The following is a 12,394-nucleotide window of genomic DNA, read 5'->3' on the forward strand; positions in this document are numbered from 1 at the left end:
ACTGGGCGGTGTTGTGCAGACGAATGGGTCGTTTGCACCTTCGCGCTCACGGCCGGGTCTGATCTCATCCGAGCTTGGATGCGCGACACGGTCCTGCCCGTATGAGTCCGTCATGACGGAGGCCGTACCGTGGGGCTCGAACGAAATTTTAAACCGGGATCTCGACAGAGGGTGCACAGTACTTGTGAATTTGTGCAGTCCACTTCTGAAACTGACAATCAACCGATCCGTCGACCAGCCGTCGAGTGGTGCCAAAAACGTACGCGAAACCCCTGCATGTCAAAACATCGAAGTCGATGAGTTGTGGCGCAGTGAACGATTGTGGGCCACAAATACGGATACGCCAGGGTCTCGACCGCCGAGTAGAATCTCGATCTGCAGAGCGACGCGCTGAGAGCTTTCGGCTGCGAACGCATCTTCACCGACACCGCGAGCGGATCCACCACCACCCGGCAGGCACTGACCGAACTGCTCGAGCTTCTCCTGCCCGGTGACATCCTCACCGTGTGGCGACTCGATCGACTCGGCCGCAACCTTCCCCATCTCATCGAGCTCATCGCAGACCTCAAGGCCAGGGGAGTGGCATTCGCGTCGGTCACCGAACAGATCGACACCACCACCGCCGGCGGAGAACTCGTCTTCCACATCTTCGGCGCACTCGCCAGCTTCGAGCGCCAACTACTCCGAGAACGTACCCACGCCGGCCTCGCCGCCGCCCGAGAACGAGGAAAAGTCGGCGGCCGACCACCCGCACTCACGGTCACGAAAAAGCGAGAAGCAACCCGAATGCGCAACCAGGGCAGAACTATTGGCGATATAGCCGACGTGCTTGGGGTCAGCAAGCGCACTCTGTACCGCCATTTCGAGAAATAGGCGAAAGGTAGTGCGCGGCCAATAATCTTTTGGTAGCCCCATGCCCGTAGCGGCGGTGGGCGGTGGGCGGTGGGCGGTGGGCGGTGGGTGGAGTTCCGAGGGCCAGCCGGGCCGATTGCCGTAAGACCATCGGCGCGTCTCGACTACCTTGGGTGCGACGAAAAGTTATATAACGGCAGACTGGGGTGGGGCGGCGATGAAGACCAAGACCCGTGCATTCATCATCATTGGATTGATCCTGGTCGTCGTCGGCCTTGCCGCGCCGCCGCTGCTCTTCGCCGTCCTCGCGCACGACCCCGATTGGGCGCGATTCTGGTCAGCGGCCGGGCAGCCGTATGCGACAGTTCTCGTCGGTATCGCGGCAGTTCTTGCCGCGGGACTCGCCTTCTGGAACGGAGAACGTGAGCGGCGGCAGCGCGAAGAACATCAGTCAGGTACGGCGAGGCGGGAACTCAAACGCGAACTCAATGAACGCCTTTCACAACTGATCGCGCAACTTTCCGATGCACAGCCCATCGTCCGCGAGGGCGCAGCTCATGGACTTGTGGCGTTGGCCGATGACTGGCTCGACTTCGGCGACGAAGGGCAACATCGCGTCTGTATTGCGATGCTCGCGACATACATCCGAACGCCAATGGCGGAACCTGGACCCCAGTGCCCAGATGTGCCGGTCCGAGGCACCATTATGCGCCTTATCTCAAGGCTCTCTGAACGAAGCGTCGGCCTGGAATACCTTAGCGAGCTGAATCTGCAAGGGGTGGACCTTCGCTACGTATCTCTCACGCATCTCAAACTGAGGCGATTCTGGCTCGATAGCGCCCTGTTGACTGGAGCTGACCTCAGTGATGCCGATTTTACAGGAGCGAATTTGACAGGTGGAAACATTGACGATTGCGACCTGAGAGCGACCGACTTCACCTCCGCCACACTGCAATTGACTAGCGCCAAAAGAACAAACTTGCGCCGTACCAAGTTCGTCAAGGCCGCCTTGTTTGGAACCAATTTTACGGATTCGTACATTTTTAGCAGCTGGCCGAAGTCCGAGCGAGCAGCGCATCGCGGTCATGATTTCATGTCCCAAGCACCAATTTTCACAGACGCCTACCTGATTGGCGCGAACTTTACAAACGCCGACTTGAGCGGCGCGCGCTTGGAAAATACGCGGCTTGAATGGGCCAACTTCACCAACGCAACGCTCTACCGCGCGGACCTGACGGGCGCAAAGGTAGCCGGGACCAATGTCCGGGACGCGGACTTGACCGAAGCGAATCTCTCAGGGATCACGCCTGATCTCGACGTCTTGCAATCCAACACGCCGCCTCAGCTGCTCGAAAATCTCGGACAACACAGGCCCGCCCGGAGTCCTGGCGATAGCTAATCAGCATAAAGTCCCAGGTATAGTCCCAGGTAGGTTACGCCGTCATAGCCGGTTAGCCGTCCGACGTCACCGCGCAACGGGCCACCCACCACCACGCCATTGCCCTTGCGCTACCGCGACACCCAGCGTTGCTGATCTCCGTCGCTCCCGCACAATCACCCGAATCGCTTCACGACTGGGAGGTGGCCACCTCCGCGGCGTCGACGAGCGGTCTCGCATTCCGCCTGCCGGCGGTGCCGGCCACCCTCCGGGCGTCCCCCGAACCGAACTCCGCTGCGCTCCGCACCGTGAAAAGACATCGATTTCTTGTCGCACATCTGGCTCCCGGCGATGCTGCATCACCCGTGCACGCCGCCTCAACCCCGCGCTCCGCTGCACTACGGCCAAGGCTCCGAACACTTTTCGTAGAGCAGTCGCTGCGCTCCCACGAAAACTGTCCGAGACGCAGGGTTGCCCCGTCGTCCCCGTGCGCTGCTGTCTCTCCTCACGCCAGATGACAGCGACAAGAACTTGGCAGAGCAGCAAGTCCGGTCAGCACACCAGTAGGGGAGAGGCCCACACCATGAAGGCAGTCACCGTCACCCACACCGCCGAAGACGGAACCCTCATCGACGGCACCAGCAAAGGCGACGGAACGAACGTCATCCTCAAAGCCCACGGCTGGCGCTGGTTCCCCAGCCTGTCAACCTGGGGCATCCGCAACAGCCGAGACCGCGCACCGAAACGCCACATCATCACAGCCACCGCCGACGCGCTCCGCGCCGCCGGATTCGACGTCGACATCGACATCGACCCCACAGCCAGGCCCACCGCGCTCGTCGAAGCAGACCGCGCCGCCCGGCAAGCCGCACGCGTCGACGCCCTCGCCGCGAAAGCCGAACGACGCAGCACCCAGGCCGACCAGGCATGGAACGCCGAGGAACGCGCCGTCGACGCACTTCCCCCCGGCGGCGAACCGATCAAGATCGGCCACCACTCCGAAGGCCGGCACCGGCGTGCCATCGACAAAGCCCACAACGCCACCCGCAAAGCGATCGACGCAACCGATGCAGCCAAAAACGCCCAGCAGCGAGCCGACGCAGCCGCAGTGACCACCCGCGCCCGCTACAGCCCCGAAACCGTCGCCAACCGGATCAGCACCCTCGAGGCCGAACAACGAGCCGAACAGCGCCGACTCGACGGCCACGAACGAACCCTGTTCATCCACCACGGGTTCGGCACACCGAGAAGACCACCCCCGCTACAGGCGCACAGCGCGAGCAGATCATCGCCCGCATGGCAGAGCGCGCCGACCAGATCACCTACTGGCAGCAGATCCGCGCCGAGCAGATCGCAGACGGCACCACCACCGATTACGGACCCGACACCATCGCCGTAGGCGACCGGATCGCCTGGCGCGGCACCTGGTACCCGGTCAAACGCGACAACAAGAAGACCGTCACCATCCCCTCCATCGTCGGAGGCAGCTGGACCGACACCATGCCGTACACCAAGATCACCGGCCACATCCGCGCCGCCGACTACGACGCCGCCCGCACCGAACAACAGGCGAAGGCCAGGGCGCAGTAGCCGCGATCCCGGGCCGGGGCCCCCTGTTGCGGGGCACGGCCCGGGCCACCTGCGGTGTCCACCGAATCGAACTCCGCTGCGCTCCGTCCTGTGAAAAGAGCAGTTTCTTTCGCACATCTGGCTCTCTCCGAGCATGCGTCACCCTGGCCCGTCTTACCCACCCCTGACTCCGCGATGCTCCGGCCCTTCGGGCTCCAGAAACTTTTCAAAGCGCCTGCGGCTGAACACTTTCCGTCCCAGGGGCAGGACGCCGTTCCATGCCGCCGCCTTCTCTCCCCAAGCCAGATGACGGCGAAAGAAATTGGCACGAGCGAAGGGCCGGGGAGCCGGTCCCGCGAGAGAAGGAGACCCCGACATGCCGAAGAACACCACCCGCCCCGCACGCACGAGCACCGCAGCAGGAAACGCTCACACCCCCGCCATCGTCACCCACACCACCGCCATCATCACCGGACCCCAGAACGCCACCATCAGCATCACCGCCGCAGGCACCGAGCACGCACAAATGGTCGTCGCGTTCGGACACCTCATGATGACCTTCCGCAGCGCCGAAGCGGTCTGCGACGTCATCGCCGGATTCGCCACCGTCCGCTCAGCGTTGGTCGGAACCGACGGACACGCCCCGTACCCGCAGCAGCCAGGCGCAGAGTTCGGCGCACCCGCAATCTCGATCCTCTGGCTCGGAGGCCCCGAACACACGGTGATCCCCGGCGCCCGTTACATCCCCGAGCAACGCCGCACCGTGCACTGGGTGGATCTGCACATGGGGCCGATCACCTGGCGCGTCACCGACCGCGTCGGCTACGACACCCTCATGGACGAGTTCCGCCGCGTCCACCGCGCAGCAGTCGGCGTCTTCCTCGACGGAGGCCGCTACCGCCGCGATCCGTCCAAGATCCTCGACGCGTTCGACGACTGAGCGCGATAGCACACCTCGGCCCCGCACACGCGGGGCCGAACGTGTTCATTCACAGGCCCCGACCCCGCTCCACAGACCACCGAAATTCGGGTTCGCGTCGCACGACTCGCTGCGCTCCCCGTGCGACGCTGAGCAGCAAGCAGCCGCCCGCTTTGAGGTCAGAAAGGGAAGCCACCGCCGATGATCACCTGGACCGTCACTACCCGCCCCGAGAACAGTCCCGAGCTCCTCACCGACAGCGGAGTCGAAACCACCCTCGACGACGCCAAGAGAGCCGCCGCAGACGCCGTCCGCTACGCCCTCCTCGATGCCACCGACCACACCTCACCCGACAACGGCTGCGCACCGTCCTACCTCGTCACCCTCGACGGCACTTGCGCCCTCATCGTCGGACTCGGTCGTTGCCGACCCGCCAACTACAACGGCGTCCTCGACAGCCTGGAACGCTTCGATGGCACGGCACCACCACACCTGCTCTACATGTGAGCCGACCGCAACCCCCAGGAAAGGAACCAACCGCGTGCCCGCACAAGCATGGGTCACCCTCATCGTCGGCATCCTCGCCACCATCGGCGTCACCGCCACCCTGCGCCAACGCACCAGCAGCGAGAACCGAGCTCAGGCCTGGCAGCGCATCAGCTGGTGCCTCGAGCTGACCACCAGCGACGACGACGCCGCCGCCGAACTCGGCTGGACGATGTACAGCACCGTCAGCAAATCCAAACTCATCACCCCCACCGAACGCGACGTCATTCGCACCGTCAGCGAACACGCCATGCGCCGAGCACTGGCGCAAGACGCCGACACCGAGGACACTGAACCTCAGACCGACACCACGGAGGACCCGCGATGACCACCACCGAACGCCGAACCACCCGGCGACCACGCCCCCGCGTGGCAGCAGCGGCCGCCCGCGCCTACGTCGAAACCGCCGAATACGACAACGTCGACGTCCCTGACTGGATCCGCGACGTCGCCGCCGGCAAAGACACCAAACCCCCCAAAGACTGACCACTCCCGAACCCGACATGGCCCGCCCCAACCAGGGAGCGGGCCTTCGTCGTATCGCGGACGCCGAGCAGCGATGCCTCGACCGCGCGGAAGGGCGACACCCCGCGGGCGGCCACCGACCCGAATTCCGCTGCGCTTCCGTCCTGCAGAAACCCACCAGCACGAGATCCGGAGGCGGCGAGTGGCTGCTGGCATGACCGCAACACGTTGCAGCGCACCAGAACCTGTCGGTACCCCACGACACAATCGGCGACTATGCGAATCCGAACCACCGACGGACCACCCTTACCCGCCGAGATCGCCGAACAAGCTGCCCGTGCGATTGCGCTGACAGAAGTCCTGTCCGGCAACCTCGGTGGCCGGTCGGCCACCGACTACCGCCGTGATATGTCTACGGCACAAGGCCTTTCGCCTGGTGGATTCGTTCTGCCCGAGCAAGAGCGTCAGCATGGTCGGGGGCATACAGTGCTGTGAGCGCGATCTCGACGTACTCGACCATGTCGAGCACATCCTTCGGTGTGGCATCCGACGCAGCATTTGTATGCGTCCCCTGATTGCCGACCCACTTCGCAGCCCTCAACAGCTTGCTCATTTTCGGATGTGTAAGTGCGAACTCGTCGAGGCGGTCATCGAGATTTCGGAAACCACCCTTCTGGGTCGTTGCTGATATCCCCTGTGCGGTCATCAATGCTTCCACTGCGCTTCGCACAGTCGTCATCGCTGCTGGTGCATCCATCCAGACCAACGCCCCGACTCGGCGTAACTGCTTCACCACCTCGTCCGGCACGTCATCGGTGAACTCCGCGACCAGAACTGGCGGGTAGAAGTTCCGAACCCGAAAGAACGTCGCGTACTGGCTCGAATAGTCCTGAGTGTCGTAATTCTGATTCGGGTCGACGAACATGTCGCCTGAAACCGCGATGACTGCCGCGCAACTACCTTTTGTGCACCGCAGGTGCACCGCGAAGACGCCCTCGATATCCATCGGGTCTTCATACGAGTTCGGGTCCCATTGGTACTCGACAGGGACATTGTCCTCTGTGGGTTTGTCCGATTTTTTCGGAACAGCCAACACACCGCTCTGACACACAGGGCATTCGATGGACGGCCAAAACCCTTCATAGAAGGCAGTCGACAGTTCCCGAGCATGTCGTTTTACCATCGAATGCACCCTTCGTCGACGTGCGAAAACTGGCCTGAGCATAAGCAGAACAGACCGACTGCCGTGACACTGCGGGGGGTCGAGATCCGTCGCTCCCGCACAATCACCCTGCCGATTTCCGCAGGTGGGAGGTGGCTACGTCGCCGGCGTCGACGCGCGGTCTCGCATTCCGCCTGCCGGCGGTGCCGGCCACCCTGCGGGCGTCCCCTGAATGGAGCTCCGCTGCGCTCCGCACCGTGGAAGAGCAAAGACGTTTTTTCACAGCGGTTCTGGCTACCGGCGAGCATCCATCACCCGTGACCGCCGCCTCAACCCCTCGCTCCGCTGCGCTACGGCCAAGGCTCCGAACACTTTTCGTAGAGCAGTCGCTGCGCTCCCACGAAAACTGTCCGAGACGAGGGGTTGCCCCGTCGTCCCCGTGCGCTGACTTCTCTCCTCACGCCAGAAACGGCGAAAAAACATGGCAGGGCAAAGGGCCAGGCCACCAGTTGAGGAAGGAAGTAGCGACATGCACGACACCATCACAGGACCGAGGACGGTGGGACTGCGCACCGCGATCATGACCGCGATCGGCCAGGTCCCGGAGCAGGCCAAGACCCACGCACTCGCGCAGGTTACCGCCTACACCGAGCAGGTCAACCGAGCTGCTGCGGACGCGAACTCGACCACCGTCGATGCGCACCTCGAGCGGGCCGCGTTCTGGGCGTGCACCGCACGCGAGAACGGAGCCAGCGAGGCCGAAATCCACGCTGCACGGCTCGCAGGCCACCACCAGGTAGCCACCGCTCAGCAGTAACCCCCGAGGCCAGACCGGCCCCGGAAAACAAGAAAACACCGGACAGCTCCTAACTGCCCGGTGTCTCCAACCGAAGAATCTACCAGGGAGAGACACCACCATGACCGCGAGCATCGAAACCACCACCGCCGCAACACAAGCCCCCACGACCGGCACCACGCCGGTCGTGGGGGCGGGCGAGGAGTTCGCCCGCCTGCACCCCACCGCCCTCGAGGTCGGACCGAACGTCCGCAACGAGGTCGTCACCGAGTCACCATCATTCCGAAACCTGGTTGCCTCCATCATCGAACACGGAGTGCTGCAAACGATCTCCGCAGTCCGCGACGGCGAGACCGTGACCGTCATCGACGGCCAGCAGCGGACCCTCGCCGCGATCGAAGCCGGGGCCGAGAGCGTGCCTGTGCTGATCAGGACCGCCGCCAGCAAGGCCAAGGACCGCGAAATCGAACGCCTCACCCAGCAGGTCGTCGCCAACGACCGCAGAATCGGCCTTACCGAAGGTCAGCGGGCAAAGGCAGTGACCGACATGCTCGAACTCGGTCTGTCGGTGCCCAGGATCGCCAAGGCCGTCCAGGTCAAGCGTGAGACCGTCAAAGCGGCAGGGGCAGCAGGCCGCTCGCAGACTGCGATCTGTGCCCTCGACGCGGGGCAGCTCACCCTCGATCAGGCCGCGATCGTGGCCGTGTTCGATGCAGAGGGCGACACCGCCGCCGTCGAGAAGCTACTGGGAGTTGCGCGGTACGACTTCCGGTGGACCGCGCAGCGGCTCCTCGAGGACCGTGCCGTCCGCAAGGCCCGCGCCGCAGCAGGCGCACCGTATGTCGAGCGAGGGCTGACCGTCCTCGAGGAAGAACCGGCCTACGGCGGCCCGTACCTGCGTGCAGACGATCTGGTCACCGTCGACGGTGATGCAGTGACCGACGCCGTGATCGAGGCCGCAGCGGGGCACTGGGCGGTGTGGCTGTCGAAGGAAGACCAGTTCACCCTCACCGCGACAGGCGCAGTGATCGAGGAGGACAGCATCGACTGGGACACCGAGGGCGACCCGGAAGCGACACCCGACGAGGGGTTGCACCACCACAAGGACATCACTGCCGCCGAGGTGTGGGTGCCGGAGTACTTCACCGCCGACCCCGACGGCGCCGGTGTGAAGCCGGGGCCGATCCTCGCAGCCGCGCTGGCCGAACCCGCCGCCGATGTCGACCCCGCCGACGCCGAGGCAGTCGCTCGGGCGGCCGAGCAGAAGCGTCTCGCCGCCGAGGCAGCAGCGAAGGAAGCAGAGCGGGCAGCCCGTCGACGGACCAAGGCGCTCAACGTCGCATCGCCCGCAGCGACTGTGGTCCGCAAGGAGTTCGTGTCGAAGTTCCTCACTCGCAAGACCCTGCCGAAGGGTGCCGCGAAGTGGATCACGGACACCCTGGTCGACGAGCCGGGACTGCTCACCCAGAACAAGGCGTCGCAGTACCTCGCGGAGCTGCTCGGAGTGACCGTGGCCGAGCCGACGACCACCCTCTACGGCGACTGGAAAGAGCGGGCCGCACGTGATGCGCTGGCACCGGTGATCGACAAGGCGAGCGACTCACGTGCGCAGGTGATCGCGCTCGCGCAGATCCTCGCCGCCTACGAAGCGCGGATGAGCGGGACCGGTAAGGACTGGTGGAAGCGAGTGGGAGGCTCCAACCAGGACAACTACCTGGGACTGTTGGCCGAGCAGGGCTACGAGCTGACTCCGGTCGAGCAGGTCGCAGCCGGGGCGATGACACCGGAACAGGCGTACGACGCGCTCAGGGAGGAGAGCGTCACCGACTAGGACCGGCATCGGTGGCGGGTACCTCTACGGTGCCCGCCACCGGTGGCCTCGTCCCCGGCCCGGGTCGAGGGGGCCTGCGGCGGCCCCTCAAGCTCCCCCGCTCGGCGCACCACCACCGGCGCCCGCTCACCTCGACGCAGGCGGCTCACGGCAAATCAGTGTGCGGCGTTGTACGCCTCTTCGATGTCGACCGGGATCCGGCCACGTTCGCTGATCTTATGGCCCTGGTCGAACGCCCACTGCCGGATCGCGCGCGTCTGCTCCGGATCACGCTTGACCGATCCGCCGCCCGCTGTCGCGGTCGACGCGGCAGCGGGGGAGGGTTTACGCTTGCGGCCACCGACCCGCGTCGCATGCCCGACGTAGTAGTCGAGCTTCTTGTGAAACTCGTTCGCGTTCTTCGCTTTCAGGTCGATCACGTACTCGACGCCGTTGATCGCGAACTCGATCGTCTCGCCGGACTCGTCGTCGATGACCGACCCGTCGATATCGTCCACCAATTGGGTTGTCACTCGTTTGGCCACAGCCGCAAAAACCTTTCATCGACACATTCGCAATGCGCAACCGCATTCGTCTTCTCGAGGATAACCAGCGTCGATATCCGCATTCTTCATCGACACGGTAATTCGAGCCGCAATCGGGCCGAATCCGATTTCCCGGAAACGGACATACAGGCTGTGAGAAAGTAATGCCGCCGGGCCACAGGTGAGCTATTGAAGCAACCACAGGCGGTGCAGTGCAACAGTATTCGGTCGCGCGAACGCGTCCGCACGTCCCCTTCGGGGCCGCCCCATAGGGGTCACCATTTTGGTCGTACGAGTCGCCCGAGTCTGACATGCCGGGGACCCCGACCAGTCAACCCACGCTCCGCATGCTCCGCTCTTCGGGGTTGACAGGCCACCCTCGTCATGTCGATCGGGGACGTCTCATCCGAACCTTTGGAAGGTGTCCCTGACATGAACAACTGCGAACTGCTCAACGATCACCAGATCATCACCGGCCTCATCGGCGCAGCCGCGAATGCCCCCGCTGGGGATCCGCGCGCGGCCCGGTGGGCCACCGAAGCGCTCGCGCTCGCCAGGGCAGTAGGGCTGCCCATCCTCATCGAGGAGGCCGAGGGAGTGCTCGGACGGATCGCGCACGACACCACTTGCGGGTGGTCGGCTTGGTGGAACTCAAATCGAATGAGCGCATAGTAGCAACAGTAACGCGCAACTATAAAACGCGCAAGAGTTCCAGGTCGTGATGGATCGAGGAAGATAGGACTGTCTGGAAAGGTCGACAGGGAGTTGGGACAGTGCCGCGAAGCGGAGTTCGTGGGTTTCGCGCTGACCGGTTACGTGAGCTACGGGTACGTGCGGGGTTCAGTGCTGACGACCTTGCGGCGAAAGTGGGTGCAACGAGGCAGGCGGTATCGACCTGGGAGACGGGGCGCTCGACGCCACCGCCCGCGACGCTTGGTCGAATTGCGAAAGCCCTGCGCATATCTGTCGCGGCCTTGGTTCCGATTCCTGAGGCGCAGCTCAAGTTGTCCGACCTCAGAGTTCATGCAGCGTTGTCGCAAGGTGACGCTGCTCAGCAAATCGGGGTGTCGACTACCGTTCTCGCTGACATTGAACGTGGAAGAAAGCCCGAGACAGAGGAACGTGTCGAGTTGCTTGCCCGCGTGTACGGTGTGACTACTCAAACTGTGGCCGCTGCGTGGCGGAGGACCCGGGATGCCCGCTCGACACGCGCGCAGGCATTGTAAAAAACGCAACTTATAAACGTACCCTCGGTTCAGCCCGATCGGTCGCAGTCAGTCCACTCCGGTCCTTGTAGGTCCGTGCGAATCTGCGAACAGTTTCATTCTCCCTCAAGCTCGGTCAGTGTCACGAGCGCGGCTGTGGTGTGCTGATCGAGTGACACTAGAACGCCGTCCAAGTGCATCGGTTTCCACCCGCCGTCGAGCGCTTTGAATCGGAGAACTCCGCTAGTTCGTTCGCGTGCCAGTGCGTTGGACATCTGCTTCGCAGTTGGTAGGTCGTCGGGATGAATTGCCGGTACCGGTTGATTGGGAAGGTGCTCCCAGCAGATGTTCGGCGCAGGTTCAGAGTTGTACCAACGCAACAAGTTCAGCGTTCTAAGGTTCACGAGTGCGCGAAATTCGCCTTCTCTCGTAGACGCTTCCAGAACGCGGTGCTCGAGGATTGTGGGTGGGGGAGCAGTACTGATCTCGCCGGCGGCGCCGATGTCATGAGTTATCCCGCGAAGGATGACTTCCGCACCTGCAGTACTGTTCTCGCGAATCATTCGGCAAGAGAAGTGTGCTGCACGAAGTTCCCCGTCGTCTCTGCGTACGGTCCAGACTGCCTGGTGAATCGTTCCTGGTGCAGAGTGCACGATCTTGGCCATTGCCTCACTCTCGTCGCGATTCGTTACGAGTCGAGTGAAGGCACCTGCGAGGGCGCGCTGAGTTTCGCGCTCGGCTTGCGGCACGCTATAGAGGTCCAGTAGGTCGTCGCTACCACTTGCAGTACTCCTGGTGAGGTTGAATTGCCACGCCCCGGCGGCGTCCCGCAGAGGTGGAGTCTCGTCGTGGCGTCCGAGCCACAGCCACACGCCGTGGATGCGGCCGGCGAAAGTCCGAAGCGGTTCTGCAAGTACGCGTCGGTGGCCATCGCGAGACTGTCCGTCGAGGGCGGACTCGCCAGAGAGCACCTGGGCTGTCGCAGCCAGAGCATCGTCGCGGCTCGACGCGCTACGAAAGAGTTTCTGGAGTGGGACGAAATTTTTCGGCGATGACCCAAGCCCGATAATCGACGGTTCTGCTTCACCGAAAGTCTCTATAAGGATCCAATTGTTCGACATCGTTGACCGACCCCCGCAGGTCTCGT

The 12,394-nt window shown here is 63.6% G+C and carries 15 protein-coding genes and 1 pseudogene; 12 read left to right on the forward strand and 4 right to left on the reverse strand.

Features of this window, described 5'->3' with window-relative positions; translation table 11 throughout:
* Window positions 1–375: 375 nt before the first annotated feature.
* The 8 genes from R4P57_RS13205 to R4P57_RS13240 all read left to right on the forward strand — a co-directional run bounded on the left by R4P57_RS13205 (window position 376) and on the right by R4P57_RS13240 (window position 5,750).
* The gene (locus tag R4P57_RS13205; RefSeq protein WP_317803645.1) at window positions 376–873 is read left to right on the forward strand and encodes a recombinase family protein; all 498 of its coding nucleotides are present in this window, start codon (window positions 376–378) and stop codon (window positions 871–873) included.
* A gap of 196 nt (window positions 874–1,069) precedes the next feature.
* Entirely contained in the window at window positions 1,070–2,251 is a 1,182-nt protein-coding gene (locus R4P57_RS13210) for a pentapeptide repeat-containing protein (protein WP_317803289.1), read from the forward strand.
* Window positions 2,252–2,813: 562 nt separating this feature from the next.
* Complete coding sequence (locus tag R4P57_RS13215) at window positions 2,814–3,629, forward strand: DUF3560 domain-containing protein (protein WP_317803290.1); 816 nt, start codon at window positions 2,814–2,816, stop codon at window positions 3,627–3,629.
* Entirely contained in the window at window positions 3,527–3,820 is a 294-nt protein-coding gene (locus R4P57_RS13220; RefSeq protein WP_317803291.1) for a hypothetical protein, read from the forward strand. The genes R4P57_RS13215 and R4P57_RS13220 overlap by 103 nt, the downstream gene beginning before the upstream one ends.
* 355 nt (window positions 3,821–4,175) lie before the next feature.
* Window positions 4,176–4,739 (forward strand): hypothetical protein, encoded by a 564-nt coding sequence (locus tag R4P57_RS13225; RefSeq protein WP_317803292.1) that lies wholly within the window; start codon window positions 4,176–4,178, stop codon window positions 4,737–4,739.
* Window positions 4,740–4,919: 180 nt separating this feature from the next.
* Window positions 4,920–5,225: a hypothetical protein gene (locus tag R4P57_RS13230; RefSeq protein ID WP_317803293.1), complete on the forward strand. Its 306-nt coding sequence runs from the start codon at window positions 4,920–4,922 to the stop codon at window positions 5,223–5,225.
* A 34-nt stretch (window positions 5,226–5,259) separates the two neighbouring features.
* Window positions 5,260–5,592: a hypothetical protein gene (locus R4P57_RS13235; protein WP_317803294.1), complete on the forward strand. Its 333-nt coding sequence runs from the start codon at window positions 5,260–5,262 to the stop codon at window positions 5,590–5,592.
* Window positions 5,589–5,750, forward strand: coding sequence for a hypothetical protein (locus R4P57_RS13240; RefSeq protein ID WP_167735582.1), 162 nt, complete (start codon window positions 5,589–5,591; stop codon window positions 5,748–5,750). The genes R4P57_RS13235 and R4P57_RS13240 overlap by 4 nt, the downstream gene beginning before the upstream one ends.
* Window positions 5,751–6,141: 391 nt before the next feature.
* Here the strand turns inward: R4P57_RS13240 and R4P57_RS13245 are convergent, their stop codons facing one another.
* Window positions 6,142–6,912: a DUF4145 domain-containing protein gene (locus R4P57_RS13245; RefSeq protein ID WP_317803295.1), complete on the reverse strand. Its 771-nt coding sequence runs from the start codon at window positions 6,910–6,912 to the stop codon at window positions 6,142–6,144.
* Window positions 6,913–7,420: 508 nt separating this feature from the next.
* Here R4P57_RS13245 and R4P57_RS13250 point away from each other — a divergent pair.
* Together R4P57_RS13250 and R4P57_RS13255 are read left to right on the forward strand one after the other, a co-directional pair.
* On the forward strand, window positions 7,421–7,708 hold the full coding sequence (locus tag R4P57_RS13250) for a hypothetical protein (protein WP_317803296.1): 288 nt from the start codon (window positions 7,421–7,423) through the stop codon (window positions 7,706–7,708).
* A 100-nt stretch (window positions 7,709–7,808) separates the two neighbouring features.
* A complete protein-coding gene (locus R4P57_RS13255) occupies window positions 7,809–9,518 on the forward strand; it encodes a ParB/RepB/Spo0J family partition protein (protein WP_317803297.1) in 1,710 nt (569 codons plus the stop codon).
* Window positions 9,519–9,673: 155 nt separating this feature from the next.
* Here the strand turns inward: R4P57_RS13255 and R4P57_RS13260 are convergent, their stop codons facing one another.
* Entirely contained in the window at window positions 9,674–10,042 is a 369-nt protein-coding gene (locus R4P57_RS13260) for an Lsr2 family protein (RefSeq protein ID WP_317803298.1), read from the reverse strand.
* A gap of 432 nt (window positions 10,043–10,474) precedes the next feature.
* Here R4P57_RS13260 and R4P57_RS13265 point away from each other — a divergent pair, with 432 nt between their 5' ends.
* Together R4P57_RS13265 and R4P57_RS13270 are read left to right on the forward strand one after the other, a co-directional pair.
* Window positions 10,475–10,714 (forward strand): hypothetical protein, encoded by a 240-nt coding sequence (locus tag R4P57_RS13265; RefSeq protein WP_317803299.1) that lies wholly within the window; start codon window positions 10,475–10,477, stop codon window positions 10,712–10,714.
* A 101-nt stretch (window positions 10,715–10,815) separates the two neighbouring features.
* On the forward strand, window positions 10,816–11,268 hold the full coding sequence (locus R4P57_RS13270) for a helix-turn-helix transcriptional regulator (RefSeq protein ID WP_094662018.1): 453 nt from the start codon (window positions 10,816–10,818) through the stop codon (window positions 11,266–11,268).
* 95 nt (window positions 11,269–11,363) lie between these two features.
* Here R4P57_RS13270 and R4P57_RS13275 read toward each other — a convergent pair whose 3' ends face one another.
* Both R4P57_RS13275 and R4P57_RS13280 read right to left on the reverse strand, forming a co-directional pair.
* A complete protein-coding gene (locus tag R4P57_RS13275) occupies window positions 11,364–11,912 on the reverse strand; it encodes a hypothetical protein (RefSeq protein WP_317803664.1) in 549 nt (182 codons plus the stop codon).
* Window positions 11,913–12,140: 228 nt separating this feature from the next.
* Window positions 12,141–12,368, reverse strand: a pseudogene (locus tag R4P57_RS13280) (GAF domain-containing protein); the annotation flags it as partial.
* Between the last annotated feature and the right edge of the window lie 26 nt (window positions 12,369–12,394).

This window comes from Rhodococcus sp. IEGM 1330 (assembly GCF_033142445.1).
GTDB lineage: Bacteria > Actinomycetota > Actinomycetes > Mycobacteriales > Mycobacteriaceae > Rhodococcoides.